Origin of the sequence: Sulfitobacter sp. PM12 (genome assembly GCF_045586035.1) — a bacterium.
GTDB classification, from domain to species: Bacteria; Pseudomonadota; Alphaproteobacteria; order Rhodobacterales; family Rhodobacteraceae; genus Sulfitobacter; species Sulfitobacter pontiacus.
Genome location: NZ_CP151529.1, coordinates 1865046 through 1884503, shown reverse-complemented (window position 1 = coordinate 1884503; position 19458 = coordinate 1865046). Strand labels below are relative to the sequence as shown.

Below are 19458 nucleotides of genomic sequence, written 5' to 3'. Positions count from 1 at the left end.
TGCCCCTGCCCTTTAACTTTGCTTCCTACGAAAGCGGTCTCATGAATGAACCGACCATAACAAACACCGACGCGCCGCCTCCGGTGCCGCTGTCCCTGGACCGCCTTGGTGACCTGCCCGCCCGTATCGGCACGCCCAACTACGATCGCACCGCGCTCTCGGCGGGGATCATCCACATCGGTCTGGGCAATTTCCACCGCGCCCATCAGGCGTGGTATCTGCACAAGCTGATGCAACAGGGTCTGGCGCAGGATTGGGCGCTGATCGGCGCCGGTGTGCGGGCCTATGACAGCGCGATGCGCGACAAGCTTATAGCGCAGGACTATTTGACCACCTTGATCGAGCTTGCCCCCGGTCGTGTCACGGCAGAGGTCGTCGGCTCGATGATCGGCTACACCCCCATCGCCGAAGACAACGCGCCGCTAATTGCCGCGATGGCGGATCCCGCGATCCGCATCGTGTCGTTGACCGTGACCGAGGGCGGCTATTTCATCGCCCCCGAAACCGGCGGGCTTGATCTGACCCACGCCGATATCCAGCATGACCGCGCGCAGCCCGATCAGCCCAAGACGGTTTTCGGCGCGATCATTGCAGCGCTCAAGCTGCGACGCGATGCGGGCCACGGTCCGTTCACGGTCCAAAGCTGCGACAACCTGCGCGGCAATGGCACCGCCACGCGCCAGGCCGTCGTGACCCTCGCCCGCCAAGGTGACGCGGCGCTTGCCCAGTGGATCGAGCAAAACTGCAGCTTCCCGAACTCTATGGTGGATTGCATCGTGCCCGCCACCGGCCCTGACGAGATTGCGCTGGCGCAAAGCCTTGGCGTCGATGACGCGGCACCGGTGACCCACGAGAACTACCGCCAATGGGTGATCGAAGACGACTTCTGCGCCGGACGCCCCGACTGGGATAAGGCGGGGGCGATCTTTACCGACGCGGTGCATGACTACGAGGCGATGAAAATCCGCATCCTCAACGCAGGACATCAGGTCTTGGCCAACGCCGGAGAGTTGCTGGGCTTGGAAACCATCGCCGATTGCATGGCGCACCCCTTGACCTCTGCCATGTTCCGCAAGATCGAGGCCGAAGAAATCGCCCCCTACGTCGCCGCCGTGCCCGGTCAAGACCCGGCGGCCTATGTCGAACTGATTGCCAAACGTTTCGCCAACCCCGCGATCCGCGACACCACACGGCGCGTGGCCTTTGACGGGTCATCACGGCATCCCGGATTTGTCCTGCCGGTCCTGCGCGACGCCTTGGCGGCCAAGGGCAGTTGCTCCGGTCTGGCCCTGGTAGAGGCGCTATGGGCCCGTATGTGTGCAGGCACCCGCATGGACGGGACAGAGATCGAGCCGAACGACCCTCAGTGGGCGCGCCTCAACGCTGTGGCCCTGGCCGCGCGCGAAGCGCCGCAGCTCTGGCTTGCGCAACGTCATATCTATGGCGATCTGGCCGAGCATCAGGCCTTTGCCGAGGCGTTTGAACACTGGCTCTCGCTCATCTGGGCAGAAGGCTGCGAGGCCGCGCTTGCGGTCTACACCGATCAGCCGGATGTGGCCGCCGCATTGGCCGGTGACCGCGCGGGGATGGGGCAATGATCCTGTGTTGCGGGGAGGCATTGATCGATATGGTCGCGGCCCCGTCGCTCGACGGGCCTGACGGGTTTGTGCCCCATTCGGGCGGCGCGGTCTTTAACACCGCTATCGCGCTTGGCCGATTGGGGGCCCGCGCGGGCATGCTGACCGGATTGTCGCGCGATATGTTCGGCGATCAGCTCGCCGATGCGCTGAAGGCCAGTGACGTGGACACCACGCATATCATCCGCTCTGATCGTCCTAGCACATTGGCTTTTGTGAAACTTGAAGATGGGCAGGCAAGCTATTCATTCTTCGACGAAAACTCCGCCGGTCGGATGATCCGCGCCGAGGATATGCCAGCGCTGCCGAGCGATATCACCGCGCTGTTCTTTGGCGGTATCAGTCTTGCCAGCGATCCCAGTGCCAGCGCCTATGCTGCCTTGCTGGACCGTCAGGGCGGGTCGCGGGCGGTGATGATCGACCCCAACATCCGCCCACTGTTTATCACTGACGCAGAGGGCTACCGCCGCCGGATGGCGGCGATGATTAGGCAGGCGGATATCGTCAAGGTCTCGGACGAGGATCTTAACTGGCTGAACCCCGCCCCGTTGACGCAGGCCGAAAAGATCAGCGCAATGCTCGACACCGGCCCGTCGGTTGTGATTGTCACCCAAGGGGCCGAGGGTGCCATCGCAACGCTTGTCGACGGTACATCCATCACGGTGCCGGCGGTAAAGACCCACGTCGTCGATACAATCGGTGCCGGTGATACGTTCAATGCGGGATTTCTGGCGAAGCTGTCGGAACTGGACCTGCTGACGCCGGAAGCCCTTGGCACGCTTGATCTCGACGCTTTGCGCGACGCGATGACTTATGGTGCCCGCGTTGCCGCCATCACCGTGTCACGCGCCGGTGCCAACCCGCCTTGGGCGAACGAGCTTTAACGCCGACCACACCCCCAGACGGACCCTTTCACAAAGCCGCGCAGCAATTCCCTGCGCGGCTTTTGACATGCAACGGACAAGAGGACGCGACATCGCCAAAGCTGCAAAAGCAACCTTCACACCTATCGACGATAAAAAACTGAATTTTACGGAAAGCCTTGCAAGAACAAGGTGGTACCCAAGGCCGGACTCGAACCGGCACGCCTCGCGGCGGGGGATTTTGAATCCCCTGCGTCTACCATTCCGCCACTTGGGCACAATGGGGGTCTGTTACCGTGCCACGCGCCCCACGGCAAGAGCAATTTTACCGCTTTTGCTTGACCCCGTCCGATTGTTCTGGTGTTGCCATTGAACAGAAAACATTACCGGAGACCGCAGTATGATCCGACGGCTATATGACTGGGTTCTGGGCCTGGCAAACCACCCGCATGCGCTTTGGGCCCTTGCGGTTGTGGCGTTCCTTGAAAGCTCTGTTTTTCCCATTCCGCCGGATGTGCTGATGATTCCGATGATCCTTGCGCGTCCGAACCGCGCATGGCTGATCGCGGGGATCGCGCTGGTCGCGTCGGTCTTGGGGGGCCTGCTGGGATACGCCATTGGCGCACTGGCATTTGAACAACTGGGCCAACCGATCCTTGCCAGCCTTGGTAAAGGCGACGCGATGGCGGCATTCTCGGACCGGTTCAACGGCGTCGGCTTCTGGGCTGTGCTGACCGCAGGCGTCACCCCCTTCCCCTACAAGGTAATCACGATCATGTCGGGGTGGACGGGGATGCCGCTGGCGACCTTTATCGTGACCTCGATCCTTGCGCGCGCGCTGCGGTTCTTCATCGTGGCGGCGCTGCTGTGGAAATTTGGCGCACCTATCCGCGACTTTATTGAACGCCGTCTGCCTTTGGTATTTACGGTATTTGTCGTGCTGCTGTTCGGCAGCTTCTTCTTGCTGAGGTATCTGTGATGACGCGAAACACCTATGTCCTGATCGCTACGCTGGGGTCTGCTGCGCTGCTGTTGGGGGCCTTTGGGTTCCAACACATCGGCGGCTATGCGCCTTGCAAAATGTGCCTGTGGCAGCGGTGGCCCCATGCGGCGGCGATCCTGATCGGGGTGATCGTTCTTTTCGGTGCGCCGCGGGCGTTGATCTGGCTGGGCGCGCTGTCGGTGGCGATCACGGGGCTGATCGGGGTTTATCATGCGGGGGTGGAATGGAAATTCTGGCCCGGTCCCTCGTCCTGCACAGGCGGCGGCATGGATCTTGGCGCGATGAGCGGCAGCGATCTTCTGTCTACCAGCGCGCCGTCCGGTCTGGTTATGTGTGATGACATCGTTTGGCAGCTTTTCGGTCTGTCCATGGCGGGTTGGAACGCGGTCATTTGTGCCATCCTGCTGGCGTTCTGGGTCTCTGCCGCGCGCGCACCGCGCTGAACCATCTCGCAGGCCGCTCTAGGAGGCGGCCTGCCCTGCCTTGCGCGTCTTGAGCAAAAGGCTCGTCTCGCTCGCGACCACCCCGTCGAGCTTGCGGATGCGGGCCAGAACCTCGTCGAACTCCTCAAGCGTTTTGGTGCCGATCTCGACGATCACATCCCATCTGCCATTGGTCGAATGCACGGCACGCAACGCCGCCATTCCGGCCAGCGTGCGGGCGATGCGGTCAGCGCCACGGCCCTCGATCTCAATCATCATCAATCCGCGCACCGGATCGGCACGCACGTCCGAGCGCGTCACGACGGTAAAGCCCAATATCTCTCCACTTTGTTGCAAACGGGCGAGACGCGCACGCACCGTGGTACGTGACAGCCGCAAGGCCGCCGCCAGATCAGACAGAGACGCCCGCGCGTCGTCGCGCAGCGCTGCCAGAATTGCTTCGTCCGTTATGTCCATCTTGACTGTCCAGTTTGGTCAAATAATCTCCGATTTGGTCACTTTAGATGATTGTTTCTGACCAGACCAGCTAGATATCGTCGCGGAAACGTTGACGAAAGGATCTCACCCATGTCTGGACAAAACTGTATTCTTCTTGGGGCCCCGCTGGATAGCGGCAAGCGCCGGTTGGGCTGTCTGATGGGCCCCGATGCCTATCGCACCGCAGGATTGGCGGGCGCGCTGACCGACCTGGGCCATAGCGTCACAGACCGTGGCAATGTCGCGCCTGCGCCCTTTACCCCCGGAAAGCACCCGAAACTGCACGCGCTTGAGGAAACCATCGCCTGGACTCACAGTCTGGCCGAGGCCACCCAAGCCGCCTTACAAGCCGGCACCCCGATCATCATGGGCGGCGATCATGCGCTTGCCTCCGGCACCGTCCTGGGCGCGATGCGCCATGCGCAGGCGCAGGAACGCCCCCTGTTTGTGCTGTGGCTGGACGCGCATAGCGATTTCCACACACCCGAAAGCACTGACAGCGGCAACCTGCACGGCACCCCTTTAGGCTATGTAACAGGGCGCGAGGGCTTTGATGCCTTCCCCGATCTGCCCTACCCGCTGCCGCATGATAATATCGCCATCATCGGCCTGCGCTCTGTCGACGCGGCAGAGCGTGCAGCCCTGCAGGAAACCACCATCCAGCGCGTCGACATGCGCGAGATCGATGAGACGGGCATCGCCACGCCGCTGAACACCTTCCTCGAAAAGGTCGCTGCGGCGAACGGGATGCTGCATGTCTCGCTCGATGTGGATTTCCTTGATCCTTCCGTTGCCCCCGCGGTTGGCACGACTGTTCCCGGCGGTGCGACCGTGCGCGAAGGCCATCTGGTGATGGAAATGCTGCATGACAGCGGGCTGATGACCTCGCTTGATCTGGTAGAGTTGAACCCCTTTCTGGATGAACGGGGCCGTACCGCGCAGCTGATGGTCGATCTGGCCGCCTCTGCCTTTGGCCGCCGCGTATTCGACCGCCCCACCCGCGCCTATTGATTTGAGTAAAGGACCACGACCATGACCAATCTGACCCCCTCTGACAAGGCGCTGGTGCCCTTTGTTTCCGTCGACAATATGATGAAGCTGATCCACCACATCGGGATTGAACCCATGCTGATCGGACTTGGGGAGTATATCGAGGCGGATTTCAAACGGTGGGAGCTGTTTGACAAGACCCCGCGCGTGGCCAGCCATTCGGAACAGGGCGTGATCGAGCTGATGCCGACCTCGGACGGCGAGGTCTACGGCTTCAAATACGTGAACGGCCACCCCTCGAACACCGCAGACGGTTTGCAGACCGTGACCGCCTTTGGCCTGCTGGCGAATGTGGCCAACGGTTATCCGGTGTTGTTGTCCGAGATGACGATGCTGACGGCGCTGCGCACGGCGGCGACCTCTGCCGTGGTGGCGCGGTTGCTGGCCCCCAAGGGCGCGCATGTGATGGCGATGATCGGCAATGGGGCGCAATCCGAATTCCAGACCCTCGCCATGAAGGCCATTGTCGGCATCGACGAGGTGCGGCTGTATGACATCGACAAAGATGCCACCGCGAAATGCGCCGCCAACCTGCAAGGTCTGGGCATCAAGGTCGTGCCCTGCGACACCGCGGAAGAAGCGATGCTGGGCGCGCAGATCGTCACCACCTGCACAGCGGACAAGCAATATGCCACCATCCTGACAGATAATATGGTCGGCAGCGGCATCCACATCAACGCCATCGGCGGCGACTGTCCGGGCAAGACCGAGCTTGCCCCCGCGATCCTGCACCGCGCAGGGATTTTTGTAGAATATCCCGAACAGACCCGGATCGAGGGAGAGATACAGCAGCTTGAACCGGATCATCCTGTGACCGAAATCTGGCAGGTGTTGACCGGTCAGGCGCAGGGGCGCACCGATAACAAGCAGATCACCCTGTTCGACAGCGTCGGCTTCGCGATCGAGGATTTCTCGGCGCTGCGCTATGTGCGCGACCAGATCAAGGCGACCGATCTGTTCGACCCGCTTGACCTGCTGGCCGACCCCGAAGACCCGCGGGATCTGTTCGGCATGTTGCAACGGGCCAAGTAACGGCGACGGCAGCCTATTTCGGCGCGGTCACATCATGGTGGTACAGCCAGTTGAACGCGCCGACCATCGCCCAAGGTGCAAGGGTGCTGCCCAGTTTCAGCCCCAAATGCGCGGCCGACCGCAAAGGCCCGGGGCGCAAGTGATAGCGCGCGGCATTGCCTGCCGCCGCTTTGACGACACGGGTAACACGGGGTTGGCGCAGGCTTTGATAGCGGGCGAGCGATTGGGGGCCTTGGTGGTTCAGCACGCTGTCGGCCAGCACCCATGCATCTTCAAGCGCCATATTGGCCCCCTGCGCTAGGAACGGCAGCGTCGGATGCGCGGCATCCCCCAGCAAGACAACCCCGCCCTGATGCCACGTCTGCGCAACCGGATGTAGGTGGAGCCCCCAAAGCGTGCAGGCCTCAACCGCATTGATCAACGCGGCAGCCCGCCCGCCAAAGCCCGCAAAAGCATTTCGCAGGTGTGCCGGATCGTCCGCATGGTTCCAGCCTTCGGCGGCCCAGCTGTCACGCTCTTCCACCGCGACCAGATTGACCAGCCGCCCGCCGCGCAAAGGGTAGCTGACCAGATGCCGACCCGGCCCCATGGTGACATGGGCCTCGTCTGGGTGGTTGAAGTCATTGCGCACAACGGCGCGCCACGCGACCTGACCGGTGAACTTTGCCTGATCCGCGCCATTCAACACCGCACGCGCCCGGCTGTGGATCCCGCTGGCATCAACGATCAGCTCTGCCCGTCGGCGCGACCCATCGGTCAGGCGCAGTTGCGGTGTGGCACCGGGGGTCACCTCTGCCACCTCGGCCCCAAGCTCTATCGTGACATTGCCCCGTTTGGCTGCGCCCAACAGGATGTCCACCAGATCGGCGCGGTGCACGAACACATAGGGATATGCGCCCTGCCCGCGCATCAGGTCCAACCGCGCCACACGCGCCCCAGCCTTGTAATCCTGCAAGACCACCGCCTGCCCGCGCACCGCCGCGCGTTCGGTCAGCTTCGCCTCAAGCCCCATGGCCCGCAACACCGCGATAGCGTTAGGGCTGATCTGGAGGCCTGCACCGACCTCGGTGATCGCTGGAGCCTGCTCCAGCAGCGTGACAGCCATGCCGCGGCGCGACAACGCCGCTGCGGCGGCCAAGCCGCCGATACCCCCACCAATAACGATTGCGTTGCTGATGCCCATTTCGCCTTCGCCTGTCTTGCCAGCTTCATACACAAAAGCGCCGGGCTCTCACCGCGGCGCTTTCATTATCATTCTCGCGCAAATGCCGTCATTTGCGCCCGTTACCGGACGATCAATCGTCGCGGTGGACTTTCTCGCGGCGCTCGTGACGCTCTTGCGCCTCAAGGCTCATCGTGGCGATTGGACGCGCATCCAGACGTTTCAGCGAAATCGGCTCTCCGGTGACAGAGCAGTAGCCGAATTCACCCTCATCGATGCGGCGCAGCGCCCCGTCGATCTTGCTGACCAGTTTGCGGGCGCGGTCCCGTGTGCGCAGTTCCAGCGCGCGGTCCGTTTCCTCGGAGGCGCGATCGTTCACATCGGGGATGTTGCGTGTCCCGTCTTGCAAGCCCTCGATCGTGTCCCGGCTTCCCGCCAGCAGCTCGGCTTTCCAGTTCAATAGTTTGCGTCTGAAGTATTCGACTTGCCGATCATTCATGAACGGCTCGTCTTCGGCAGGTGTATAACCATCCGCCAAAAAAACTTCCTGCTTCATATCATTCCCCATCGCGGTCTTAAATCCTGTCATGAAGGCGCGTCTCCCGACATCACTCCCGTGGCGTGCATCTAACGCAGCGTTAGCGGATTGTCACTACACAATGCTTATGTTTGTTGGTTTAAGGACCAAGAATAGCGCGTTGAAGAAGGTTGAAAACAAGATGAAATTCCAAGGTACTCAAGATTACGTCGCCACAGATGACCTCACGATTGCGGTGAATGCGGCTGTAACGCTGGAACGACCTCTGCTTGTAAAAGGTGAGCCCGGCACAGGCAAAACGGAACTAGCCCGACAGGTGTCAGCCGCCCTTGGCCTGCCCATGATCGAATGGAACATCAAATCAACCACCCGTGCGCAACAGGGTCTATACGAATATGACGCCGTCAGCCGCCTACGCGACAGCCAGCTTGGCGAAGAGCGTGTGCATGATGTGAAAAACTACATCCGCAAGGGCAAGCTGTGGCAGGCGTTTGAGGCCGAAGGCAAAACCGTGTTGCTGATCGACGAGATCGACAAGGCCGACATCGAATTCCCCAACGACCTTTTGCAAGAGCTCGATAAGATGGAGTTCTTCGTCTACGAGACTGGCGAGACGATCAAAGCCGAAAACCGCCCCATCGTCATCATTACCTCGAACAACGAAAAAGAGCTGCCCGACGCCTTTTTGCGCCGCTGCTTCTTCCACTACATCCAGTTCCCCGAGATGGACACGCTGCGCAAGATCGTCGAGGTCCACCACCCCGGCATCAAGGAATCCCTGTTGACCACGGCGCTGACCCAATTCTACGAAATCCGCGAACAGCAAGGGCTGAAGAAAAAACCATCCACGTCGGAAGTGCTGGATTGGCTTAAGCTGTTGCTGGCCGAAGATATGGATGCCGCCGATCTGAAAAAAGACGGCAAGTCCGCCCTGCCAAAGCTGCACGGGGCGCTGCTGAAAAACGAACAGGACGTGCATCTGTTCGAACGGCTTGCTTTCATGGCACGCGCGCAAAAGTGACCCCAAAGGGGCGCGGTGCGCCGCGCCCTGATCCCGCATAAAGCGAATATCCAACCGCCCGCGCGTTATTTCACGGCTGCTAACGCGCCTGTCCTATTTGTGACGTCTAAGCAACGATGGTCATAAGCCTGCCTTATTTGTTAACATTTTTCTCTGTTTTGACATGGTTGCTCCCTAGAATGGTCTGGATGGCGGGCGAAAAACACCTGTAATCAGCTCAAAAGGGCAGTCAGGTAGATGATGGATATGATTTTTGCACCGTTCGTGCGCCGCGTGTTGGAGACTGTTAAAGTTGTCCTTGCGGTCCCTGCACCTGCCACAACGGGGTCGCATCCATGAAGAAATACCTTTTGCTGCCCTTGATGCTGGCGATCAGCGCCTGCGTTCCGGCCTCGCATCCCGGTGTGGTGACCCGCGCCGCGATGGAACCCGCCTCAACCTCTTCTTTGCCCGCGATGAAACGGTTCACCGTGCATCAATCGCTCCCGGCACCGCGCTCCAACAACGACCTCAGCCTCGATTTTATCGAACTGTCGTTCCGCATGGAAAGCGGCAAGGAGCTCCCCGTTTTTACCCGTTTCGAAGGTCCGGTCACCGTGCGCGTCATCGGTGCGCCGCCCCCGACCCTTGGCCCCGACCTGACCGCGCTGCTCAATCGCTTGCGGCAAGAGGCCCGGATCGACATCAGCCCGACCAGCGGCCCGAATGCCAATATCACCGTCGAAGCTGTCAGCCGTCGCACCATCAGCAAGGTGCTACCCCAGGCCGCATGCTTTGTGGCCCCGAATGTCAGCAGCCTTGATGAATACAAGAAGGTGCGCCGCACCGCGCAGACCAACTGGTCCTTGCTGAAAACCCGCAGCCGCGTGTCGATCTTCATCCCGAATGACGCCAGCCCGCAAGAGGTCCGCGATTGTCTGCACGAAGAACTGGCCCAAGCGCTTGGCCCTCTCAACGATCTCTACCGCCTGCCGGATTCTGTCTTTAACGACGACAACGTGCATACAGTGCTGACCGGATTTGATATGATGATCCTGCGCGCATACTACGATCCGGCGCTGCGGTCGGGCATGACACGGGGCCAAGTGGCAAACGCCCTGCCGGGTATTCTGGCGCGGATCAATCCGGGCGGCACATCGACCAAAGCACGCTTCCTGACCCGCACCCCCCGCGCCTGGAATGCCGCCGTTCAGGGCGCACTCGGGCCCGGTCGCTCCAGCGGGCAACGCCAGGACGCGGCCTATAGCGCCATCAAGATCGCACAAAGCCTGGGCTGGCAGGATCACCGCCGCGCGTTTGCCCATTACGCCATGGGGCGCGCGTTGCAATCGGGTGATGCCGAAGCCGCGCACGAACAATACAAGATGTCCGACCTCTTCTACGCCCGCACCCCCGGCACCGATCTGCACCGCGCCTATGTGGCGACGCAGCTTGGGGCCTATTCGGTCTCAAAGGGTCAGGGTGCCGAAGCGCTACGTCTGATCGCGCCGCATATCGACACCGCACGCCGACGCGAGAACGCCGCCCTGCTCAGCACCCTGCTGTTGCTGCGTGCCGAAGCGCTCGAGCTTGAAAACCGCGCGGCCGAGGCACAGGCCGTCAGGGTGGACAGTTTGGGCTGGGCACGGTACGGATTTGGCTCTGACTGGGCTGTGCGGGCCAAAATGCGCGAGATCGCGTCGCTTAACCCGCTCAAATAACTAGCGAAACGGGTTAAAATGATCGTCATACTTCTCGCCGTGATCGGCGCTGTTATCGGGGGGCTGACCGCCCGTAAACGCAACGGCAACCGCAAGGATATCGCACAATACGCGGCCGGGTTTGCGATGGCCTTTATCATCGTCGGCATGATCCTTACAGTCGTTCTGGACCGAGTCCTAACCGGAGCGTAATTCATGTTTCTGCCGTTCTTCGACCAACTGCGCCAACACAAGGTGCCGGTGTCCATGCGCGAGTTTCTCGCCTTTCTCGACGGGATGGCAGCCGGGCTCGCGACCTATGATGTCGATGCCTTCTACTATCTGGCGCGCACCAGCATGGTCAAAGACGAACGCAACATCGATAAATTCGACCGCGCCTTTGCGGCTGCCTTTTCGGGCCTTGAAAACATTAGCCTCGACGATGTTATGGAGGCCGTGGACATCCCGCACGAGTGGCTGGAAAAAATGGCCGAAAAGCACCTCACCCCCGAGGAAAAGGCCGAGATCGAGGCCGCGGGCGGTTTTGACAAGCTGATGGAGACGCTGCGCAAACGGCTCGAGGAACAGAAAGGCCGCCATCAGGGGGGCAATAAATGGGTCGGCACCGCAGGCACCTCGCCCTTCGGGGCCTATGGCTACAACCCCGAAGGCGTCCGCATCGGCCAGAATGAATCGCGCCACCAGCGCGCAGTCAAGGTCTGGGACAAACGCGAATTCAAAAACCTCGACGACACGGTCGAACTGGGCACCCGCAACATCAAGGTCGCGCTGAAACGTCTGCGCCGGTGGGCCCGTGACGGCGCGAATGACGAACTTGATCTGGGCGGCACCATCCGTGCGACAGCGGAACACGGCTACCTCGATGTCAAAACCCGCCCCGAGCGGCGCAACGCGGTCAAGGTGCTGCTGTTCTTGGATGTGGGTGGCTCTATGGACCCGCATATCAAAACCGTCGAAGAACTGTTCAGCGCCGCCAAGTCCGAATTCAAACACCTCGAACACTTCTACTTCCACAACTGCCTGTATGAAGGCGTCTGGCGTGACAACCGCCGCCGCTGGACGGAACAGCTGGACACGATGGAAGTGCTGCGCACCTACGGGCCGGATTACAAATGCATTTTCGTGGGCGACGCGTCCATGTCCCCTTACGAAATCGCCTACCCCGGTGGCGCCAATGAACACTGGAACGCCGAGGCCGGATCGGTCTGGCTCTCTCGGGCGCGCGAACAATGGAACAGCAACCTCTGGATCAACCCGATCCCCGAGAAATACTGGCCCTACACCCAATCCATCAAAATGGTGCAGGAAATCTTTGGCGCAGAGGCAATGGTGCCCATGACCCTCGAAGGGCTGAGCCGCGGGATGAAGACCCTGACCCGGTAATCAGCCGCCACCCCACCACAGATCGGAACATTCCACCGCGCCCCGCGTTTTCATCATGAACCCAAATGGTGAAAGGAATTCCCATGATCAAGAAATCAGGCTCCGCAAAATGGACAGGCAACCTCAAAGAGGGCAAAGGCCATGTCTCCACCCAGACCGGCGTGATCAGCGACCAACCCTACGGATTTAACACCCGTTTCGAAGGCAAAGACGGCACCAACCCCGAAGAGCTGATCGGCGCGGCCCATGCGTCCTGTTTTTCGATGGCGCTGTCAATGATCCTTGAAGACTACGATCTGGTCGCCGATAGCATCGAAACCAAGGCCACGGTCTTCCTTGAACAAAAAGACGGTGGCTTCCATGTGCCGAAGATTCACCTTGATGTGGAATGTGTCATCCCCAACGCCACACAAGAGCAGTTCGAAGAGGCGACCAAAACCGCCAAGGAGAACTGCCCCATCTCCAAACTGATGACCGCCGAAATCACGATGGACGCAAAACTGTCCTGACCCTACCCTAGGGGCCGCACCCGCTCGCGGCCCCTACCACGCCCCCTTCACCCTTTTCCCAAATACTCAATCCACCCTTGCACCCCGCGTACCTGCGTCCATATTGGGTGGATGATCCGCATCCTCCCCATACTTCTCGCCGTGCTCTACGGGCTTGCCATGTATCGCTTTTCCGCTTGGCGCACCGCGAAGGAGCTGGATGAAAAATCGACTGAACTGCTCGACCCTTCCCTGCGCGAGATGACCTCGAAACTGGCCAGCGCCCTCGATCTGCCGCGGATCAAGGTCCATATCTACGAAGTCGCCCCCGTCAATGGTCTTGCCGCCCCCGATGGGCGGATCTTCATTACCCGCGGATTTTACGAGAAATTCAAATCCGGCGCCGTCACCGCCGAGGAACTCGCGAGTGTGATTGCACATGAGCTCGGCCATGTGGCCTTGGGGCATTCACGGCGACGGATGATCGATTTTTCTGGCCAGAATGCCATGCGCGCGGCGCTTGGGATGATCTTGGGGCGTATCCTCCCCGGTGTCGGCATCTGGATCGCCAATATGCTGGCGACGCTCCTGGCCGCGCGCCTGTCGCGCAGCGATGAATACGAGGCGGACGCCTATGCCGCCGCCCTGCTGACCAAAGCGGGTATCGGCATCGCGCCACAGATTTCCTTGTTCGAGAAGCTGGAGGCGCTGACCCAAAGCAACCACGGCACTGCCCCCGCCTGGCTGCTGAGCCACCCGAAGACCGCTGACAGGATCGGCGCGCTTACTGCGCTGCAAACCGCCTGGGACCGTTAACCAAGCGCCTTTGCCAGCCGCGGCAGCCGTGCTTTCTTTAGCAACGGTCGCATCTCCCACGGATGGCCTGACAGGCGGCGTGCCTCTTCCAGAACATGGGCGGCGACCGCTTCCATCACCTGCGGCTGCGCCAGCCAGACGCCGTGTAGATAGCTGTCGGGATCGACCCGCGCCAACCCCTCTTCAGCCAAGGTGCCACGGGGGAAATCCTTGGCATTCAGTGTCATGATAATATCGGCATGGCCGGTGATCGCGGCGGCGAGCACGTGCACGTCGTTTTCATCCGGCAGGTACAGCCGTGCTGCCACAGCGGGGCTCGGGGGCACTTCCGCCTTGGGCCAGGCGGCGCGCAGCAAGGCGATCTCTGCGCGTGCCTGTGCCTCGCCCTCGGCGCCAAGCTTGATCGCGGCGCGCGCCCATTCTTCCATCAGGCGCGCGGACCACAGCGGTTCAAACACCCCCGCCCGCGCCGCGCCCATCACCATCTCGCGCATGACGGTGGGATAGAGCACGCAGGCGTCAATCAGGATGCGCAGCGCCATTACAGGCGGAAGAACAACGACTTGAGGTATCCCGTCTCGGCCAGTTGCGGCAGCTGCGGGTGGTCAGGTCCGGCGAAACCGGTATGCAGCAGCGCCGCGCGCCGTCCCGCACGACCGATACCGCGCACAGATGCGGTGCGGAACTGCGTCAGATCCGCCGCATGGGAACAGGAACACAGACCCAGCACGCCGTTTTCGGCCACCAGTTGCGCCGCCAGACGCGCCACACGTTCATAGGCGCGCAGACCGGCTTCAAGCGCGGGTTTACCGGGGGCAAAGGCGGGCGGATCGCAGATCACCACGTCGAACTCTTCGCCCTCGGCCCGCAGTGCTGTCAGGATGTCAAAGGCGTCGCCTTGGCGCGTGGCAAAGCGGTCTGACACGCCCATAGCCTCTGCGCCCTGCTGCGCCAGCTCAAGCGCGGGTGCCGATCCGTCGACCGCAACCGCAGAAGACGCGCCATTTGCCAGCGCGGCGAGTGAGAACCCGCCAACATGGGCGAAGACATCCAGCACGCGTTTGCCTTTGGACAGGTTCGCCGCGAAGGCGTGGTTCGGGCGTTGGTCGTAGAACAGGCCGGTTTTCTGGCCGCCGGTGAGGTCAGCCATATAGATAGCACCGTTCATCGGCACTTGCACAGGCGCGCTTGGTGCCTCGCCATGCAGCACACCACTTACGTCATCCAGCCCTTCAAGGCTGCGGGTCCGGCCCGACGCGTTCTTGAGCACGTGGCGCACGCCGGTTTGTTCCACCAACGCTGCTGTCAGCGCATCGATATGTACATCAGCCCATGCGGCATTGGCCTGAATGACGGCCGTATCGCCAAAGCGGTCGATCACCACACCGGGCAACCCATCGGCTTCGGCGTGGATCAACCGGTAAAAGGGCGCGTCATACATCTGGTCCCGCAGCTGCACGGCGCGGTTGATATGGGCCTCGAACCAGTTCTGGTTCACCACGGCTTCGGCGTTCTGGTCCAGCATCCGGCAGAAGATCTTGGAGGCCGGGTTCACCGCGACCACCCCCATCACCTGACGGGCACTGTCTTCCAGCAGCGCGAGACTGCCGGGCGCAAGCGCCTTGGTGCGGCGGTCGGTGACCATTTCATTGGCATAGACCCAGGGAAACCCGTGCCGGATGGCGCGGGCATTCGCCTTGGGCAGCAGGCGCACCACGGGCAAATCGGAAGGGTCGGTCGAAGCGGGAGGGGAAAGGGGCGTTGTCATACCGCCCCCATTAGTCGGTTCCGCGCGTTTGGGGAAGCGCAGAGTTCGATTGCTGCCTTAATAGGCGGCAAGTTTCGTGCGTTTATAGCTGCCCGGCGTGGCGAGCTGCTGTTCGATCGCACGGGCCAGATCATGGATCATCACCGCATTGTCCGGCTGCGCCTCTGCGACGGGGGGCGCAAAGCTGCTCAGCTCTACCGCGACCTGACGGGGTTCGGCCAACGGGTTGCCATTGCGCGCATCAACGACGGTCAGGATAAACTCTGCCGACGGGGCTTCAGAGGCGGGGTTGTAGAACCGCAGGACCTCGACCTCCAGCGCGGCGGGCACGGGACCATAGGCGGTCACTGCCCCCTGGCGGATCGCGGCCTCGAAGATCGCGCGCACCTGATCGCGGCGGTCCGTGTCTGCTTCGCCATGCCAGACGATGTCAGCCGATTGCAGCAGGCTTGGCGTTTGTGCGACCCGCAGGTGATCGGGCACAGAGACGTTGGTGTGCTGGATATGTACCGCATCCAGCAAAGTATCGGGCTGGTAGGCGTTCAGATTGTCCAGCAAGGACATGCGGGTCGAGGATGTGTCATACATCGCATTCCGGCTGGCAATATCCGCCGGTGCACAACCGGACACGGCAGCGGCACAGGCCAAAGCGATCAACAGTTTATGATGTTTCATTTACCCCTCCAAAAGCTGCTGACGATACGGATTGTGCAGCCATGTAACGGTAATGCTGCTCAATTAAGGCAGGAATGGGGCAAGAATGTTCAAAACCTAAGGCATCATTAGGGTATTTCGGCACGTTTGCGCCTTAATGTCGGCCTGTCTAGCTGCGCGGTCGGGTGCGCCAGCCGCCGCGCCGCCGAGGCGTGGCCATGTCGATCAACCCCTCTTGCATCACTTGGGTCATGGGATGGTCTTGGTTCTCTGCTGTCACGCTGTCCAACAAGGCGCGCAGGGCGGCTTTGGTATCCGCTTCCGCTGGCAGGCTGAGCGCCCAATCCAGAAAGATTGATCGACACTCCGCCTGTGTGATCCCCTCTATGCGGTAGGATTCAAAGATCAGCCCTTTGGGATCGTTGGGGTCCCCTTTGCTCATGCCTGGCCCCCGTCCGCTTTGTCCACATAAGCCGCCAATGCATCGGCGATGATCGTCGCGGCCTGATCGTAGCTTTTCGCGAGATGAGCGTGCAGGTCTTCGGGCGTGTCCACATCGAGGGAGCGGCATAGAAACCGCAAACCCGCCTGCCCCAGAGAATCCTCGCGCAGGACAGAGGATGACAGCAACCGCGTCGCGGATTGCAGCGCCCAACAGCTGCGGTAGACGCGGCGCAGCACCTCTGCCTGATCGGCGGTGATGACGTTCTGCGCCTCCGCATCCCCGAGCGCAGAGGTGATATCCCGCGCCGTGGTGCCCGCCAGCAAGGCCCCGGCCTGCGCCAGCAATTCGATATCCTGCAAGCGCCCCGGCCCGTTCTTGGCATCCCAGATCCCGCCCGCCACCTTGGCCGTTGCCAGACGCGCGCGCATCGCCGCGACCTCGTGCAGGGTATCGGCACGGTCGCGCGAACGGGCGAGCACCCTGTCGCACAGGCGCGCAACATCCTGCATCAGATCATCGGGGCCGGTCACACAATCGGCGCGAGTCAGGGCCAGATGCTCCCACACCCAGGCCTGCCCCATCTGATAGCTTTCAAAACTCGCTAAACTGGTCGCGACCGGCCCCTGCGTCCCCGACGGGCGCAGGCGCATGTCCACTTCGTAGAGCTTGCCTTGGGCCATCGGCGCGGTCATCGCGGTGATCATCGCCTGCGTCAGCCGCGCATAATACAGCCGCGAGGCCAGCGGGCGCTTGCCGTCAGAGCTTTCGACGCCAGCGGAATCGTAGACCACAATCATATCCAGATCAGAGGCAGCGGTCAGGCGGCGCGCGCCAAGTGACCCCATCCCGACCAACACCGCACCGCGCCCGGGCGGCGGCCCGTGACGGCGCGAGAATTCGTCGATCACCACCGGCCAGAGCCCGCGCAACACCGCCCGCGCCAGATCGGCATATTGCGCCCCCACCGTCGCGGCATCAATCAGCCCGCGCAGGTGATGCACCCCGATCCGGAAATGCCATTCCTTGGCCCATCGACGACAGGTATCCAGCCGCGCCTCATAATCCTCTTCGGCCTCCAGCACCTCTGTCAGACTGTCGACCAAAGCGTCTTCTGCCGGCCATTCGCTGAAGAAATCCCCACCTATCACCGCGTCGAACACCTGCGCATTGCGCGACAGATAAGCGGCGAGCGCAGGTGACGCGCTGACGATATCAACAAGTAAATCAGATAGTTGCGGGTTGATCTTCAACAAAGAGAACAACTGCACCCCCGCGGGCAGCCCACCAAGAAAGCCGTCAAAGGCTAGCAATGCCTCATCCGGTTTGGTGGCCCGTGCGAGACGCGCCAGCAATCCGGGCTTCAGCTCTGCAAAAAGCTCCGCCCCCCGGGCGCTGCGCAGGGCGGGGTAGTTCAGCCAACGGTCCACAATCGCAGCGTCAAAGACATGTTCCTCGGGCGGGGCAGCCGCTTCAGGGCGTGAGGTCGAGCCCGCAAAGAACCCTTCGGTCAGTTGGTGAACCTCTTCCAGCCGCCGTTCAAGGTCACTGCGCAGCGCGGGGACATCCATATCCATCATCGCGGCCAGCCGGTCGAACCCCTCTTCGGTTTGGGGCAACGTATGGGTCTGGGCGTCACGGATCATCTGCACGCGGTGCTCCACGGTGCGATGCGCGCGGTAGTGATCGCACAGCGTCTCGGCCACTTCTGCGGGGATCCATTCCTTTTCCGCCAGCACGGCCATGCCGTCGCAGGTGCCGCGCACGCGCAGATCTGCGTCGCGCCCACCGGCGATCAGCTGACGGGTCTGGGTGAAAAATTCGATCTCGCGGATACCGCCGCGCCCCAGCTTCATATTGTGCCCCGAAAGCGAGACACTGCCCCCCAACCCTTTGTGCTCGCGGATCGCAAGGCGCATGTCATGGGCGTCCTGTATCGCGGCAAAATCCAGATGCTTGCGCCAGACGAAGGGTCGCAGCACCGAAAGGAACTGATCACCCGCCGCCAGATCGCCCGCCGCAGGGCGTGCCTTGATATAGGCGGCACGCTCCCATGTGCGACCCAGACTTTCGTAATACCGTTCTGCCGCTTCCATCGCGATGCACACGGGCGTCACACCGGAATCGGGTCGCAGCCGCAGGTCTGTGCGAAAGACATAGCCCTCGCCCGTGAGATCATTGAGCGTCCCGCTCATCGCGCGGGTAGCGCGGACAAAGGCGGTGCGGGCGTCGTGAAAATCGCTGGCGTCAAAGCGCGTTTCGTCGAACAGGCAGATCAGATCGATATCGGACGAATAATTCAGCTCGCGCGCGCCCATCTTGCCCATAGCCAGCACGACCATGCCTGCGCCGCTGTCGGCGTCCTCTTCCGTCATGCCGGGCAGCTTGCCACGTTTGATCTGCGCTTTTAGCCCTGCGGTCAGCGCGGCTTGGGCGGCGGCGTCGGCGAAATCGGTCAGCGCGCCGGTCACCTCCTCCAACGACCAAGCCCCCGCCAGATCAGCCAGCCCCGTCATCAGCGCCACGCGCCGCTTGCCCTGCCGTAGATGACTGGACAACTGGTCCGGAGGCACCGCGCCCGCGCTGTCGATCACCTGCTGCACCGCCCCTGCGGGATCATCGAAAGCCGCACGACACCAGTCGGTTTCCTTTTGCATCAACCCCAGAAGATAGGGCGACGTCGATCCCGCCCCCGCCACAAGTGCGGCAATTTCGGGCGGCGCATCGGGAAAGAGCGCGCGCGCATCCTGCGCCTGATCGGCCGTAAAGATGCGGGGACAGCGGGTGATCTGACTGGCAAGTGTTCTCATACGCCAAGCATTCGCTGGTTCTATGCCCGTCGTCAATGGCGCCGTGACACCTGCTAACCCCCACCAAACACGTGCAAATCCAAATAATGTAAAAAAGATTTACATTATCCCTTGCAAACCACAGGGCGCACCCCGATCTAATGTAATGTGAAAGGCATTTACATTGCCCGC

At 61.6% G+C, this 19458-nt stretch carries 20 protein-coding genes and 1 tRNA gene; 12 read left to right on the top strand and 9 right to left on the bottom strand.

The window, feature by feature from the left end:
* The first annotated feature begins 41 nt into the window (after window positions 1–41).
* Both AADW22_RS09275 and AADW22_RS09270 read left to right on the top strand, forming a co-directional pair.
* Window positions 42–1598, top strand: a complete 1557-nt coding sequence (locus AADW22_RS09275) for a mannitol dehydrogenase family protein (protein WP_407473567.1) — start codon at window positions 42–44, stop codon at window positions 1596–1598.
* Window positions 1595–2521: a carbohydrate kinase family protein gene (locus AADW22_RS09270; protein WP_407473566.1), complete on the top strand. Its 927-nt coding sequence runs from the start codon at window positions 1595–1597 to the stop codon at window positions 2519–2521. The genes AADW22_RS09275 and AADW22_RS09270 overlap by 4 nt, the downstream gene beginning before the upstream one ends.
* Window positions 2522–2693: 172 nt before the next feature.
* Here AADW22_RS09270 and AADW22_RS09265 read toward each other — a convergent pair.
* A tRNA-Leu gene (locus AADW22_RS09265) sits at window positions 2694–2777 on the bottom strand.
* A gap of 123 nt (window positions 2778–2900) precedes the next feature.
* Here AADW22_RS09265 and AADW22_RS09260 point away from each other — a divergent pair.
* Entirely contained in the window at window positions 2901–3479 is a 579-nt protein-coding gene (locus AADW22_RS09260) for a YqaA family protein (protein ID WP_009826966.1), read from the top strand.
* The gene (locus AADW22_RS09255; protein ID WP_288960319.1) at window positions 3479–3946 is read left to right on the top strand and encodes a disulfide bond formation protein B; all 468 of its coding nucleotides are present in this window, start codon (window positions 3479–3481) and stop codon (window positions 3944–3946) included. The genes AADW22_RS09260 and AADW22_RS09255 overlap by 1 nt, the downstream gene beginning before the upstream one ends.
* Before the next feature lie 18 nt (window positions 3947–3964).
* On the opposite strand, the gene AADW22_RS09250 is transcribed toward AADW22_RS09255, so the two are convergent.
* Window positions 3965–4402 carry an Lrp/AsnC family transcriptional regulator gene (locus tag AADW22_RS09250; protein WP_407473565.1) on the bottom strand — a complete coding sequence of 146 codons (438 nt, stop codon included), beginning with the start codon at window positions 4400–4402 and terminating at the stop codon, window positions 3965–3967.
* Between the two features lie 111 nt (window positions 4403–4513).
* Between AADW22_RS09250 and rocF the strand changes: the two genes are divergently transcribed.
* Window positions 4514–5434: an arginase gene (gene rocF / locus AADW22_RS09245; protein ID WP_407473564.1), complete on the top strand. Its 921-nt coding sequence runs from the start codon at window positions 4514–4516 to the stop codon at window positions 5432–5434.
* A 21-nt stretch (window positions 5435–5455) separates the two neighbouring features.
* Window positions 5456–6505: an ornithine cyclodeaminase gene (locus tag AADW22_RS09240; protein WP_407473563.1), complete on the top strand. Its 1050-nt coding sequence runs from the start codon at window positions 5456–5458 to the stop codon at window positions 6503–6505.
* A 13-nt stretch (window positions 6506–6518) separates the two neighbouring features.
* Here AADW22_RS09240 and AADW22_RS09235 read toward each other — a convergent pair whose 3' ends face one another.
* Both AADW22_RS09235 and dksA read right to left on the bottom strand, forming a co-directional pair.
* Complete coding sequence (locus AADW22_RS09235) at window positions 6519–7688, bottom strand: FAD-dependent monooxygenase (protein ID WP_407473562.1); 1170 nt, start codon at window positions 7686–7688, stop codon at window positions 6519–6521.
* Between the two features lie 112 nt (window positions 7689–7800).
* The gene (dksA, locus tag AADW22_RS09230) at window positions 7801–8223 is read right to left on the bottom strand and encodes an RNA polymerase-binding protein DksA (protein WP_037945012.1); all 423 of its coding nucleotides are present in this window, start codon (window positions 8221–8223) and stop codon (window positions 7801–7803) included.
* A gap of 163 nt (window positions 8224–8386) precedes the next feature.
* Between dksA and AADW22_RS09225 the strand changes: the two genes are divergently transcribed.
* The 6 genes from AADW22_RS09225 (at window position 8387) to AADW22_RS09200 (ending at window position 13613) form a co-directional block, all read left to right on the top strand.
* Window positions 8387–9226 carry a MoxR family ATPase gene (locus AADW22_RS09225; protein WP_037945011.1) on the top strand — a complete coding sequence of 280 codons (840 nt, stop codon included), beginning with the start codon at window positions 8387–8389 and terminating at the stop codon, window positions 9224–9226.
* Between the two features lie 335 nt (window positions 9227–9561).
* The gene (locus tag AADW22_RS09220) at window positions 9562–10926 is read left to right on the top strand and encodes a DUF2927 domain-containing protein (RefSeq protein ID WP_132996657.1); all 1365 of its coding nucleotides are present in this window, start codon (window positions 9562–9564) and stop codon (window positions 10924–10926) included.
* An 18-nt stretch (window positions 10927–10944) separates the two neighbouring features.
* A complete protein-coding gene (locus AADW22_RS09215; protein ID WP_005853331.1) occupies window positions 10945–11118 on the top strand; it encodes a hypothetical protein in 174 nt (57 codons plus the stop codon).
* Between the two features lie 3 nt (window positions 11119–11121).
* Window positions 11122–12309 (top strand): VWA domain-containing protein, encoded by a 1188-nt coding sequence (locus AADW22_RS09210; RefSeq protein WP_009826960.1) that lies wholly within the window; start codon window positions 11122–11124, stop codon window positions 12307–12309.
* Between the two features lie 83 nt (window positions 12310–12392).
* Complete coding sequence (locus AADW22_RS09205; RefSeq protein WP_009826959.1) at window positions 12393–12818, top strand: OsmC family protein; 426 nt, start codon at window positions 12393–12395, stop codon at window positions 12816–12818.
* A 111-nt stretch (window positions 12819–12929) separates the two neighbouring features.
* Window positions 12930–13613 carry a M48 family metalloprotease gene (locus tag AADW22_RS09200; RefSeq protein WP_407473561.1) on the top strand — a complete coding sequence of 228 codons (684 nt, stop codon included), beginning with the start codon at window positions 12930–12932 and terminating at the stop codon, window positions 13611–13613.
* Here AADW22_RS09200 and AADW22_RS09195 read toward each other — a convergent pair.
* From AADW22_RS09195 to AADW22_RS09175, 5 genes are all read right to left on the bottom strand, one after another.
* Window positions 13610–14155, bottom strand: coding sequence for an RSP_2648 family PIN domain-containing protein (locus tag AADW22_RS09195; protein WP_407473560.1), 546 nt, complete (start codon window positions 14153–14155; stop codon window positions 13610–13612). The two genes, AADW22_RS09200 and AADW22_RS09195, sit on opposite strands and share 4 nt — an antisense overlap.
* Entirely contained in the window at window positions 14155–15381 is a 1227-nt protein-coding gene (locus AADW22_RS09190) for an RSP_2647 family RNA methyltransferase (protein ID WP_407473559.1), read from the bottom strand. Before AADW22_RS09190 ends, AADW22_RS09195 begins: the two co-directional genes overlap by 1 nt.
* Before the next feature lie 57 nt (window positions 15382–15438).
* On the bottom strand, window positions 15439–16056 hold the full coding sequence (locus tag AADW22_RS09185; protein ID WP_260002322.1) for a DUF6778 family protein: 618 nt from the start codon (window positions 16054–16056) through the stop codon (window positions 15439–15441).
* 148 nt (window positions 16057–16204) lie between these two features.
* Window positions 16205–16477, bottom strand: a complete 273-nt coding sequence (locus tag AADW22_RS09180; protein ID WP_243250103.1) for a hypothetical protein — start codon at window positions 16475–16477, stop codon at window positions 16205–16207.
* A complete protein-coding gene (locus AADW22_RS09175; RefSeq protein ID WP_407473558.1) occupies window positions 16474–19287 on the bottom strand; it encodes a glutamine-synthetase adenylyltransferase in 2814 nt (937 codons plus the stop codon). The genes AADW22_RS09180 and AADW22_RS09175 overlap by 4 nt, the downstream gene beginning before the upstream one ends.
* Window positions 19288–19458 lie beyond the last annotated feature (171 nt).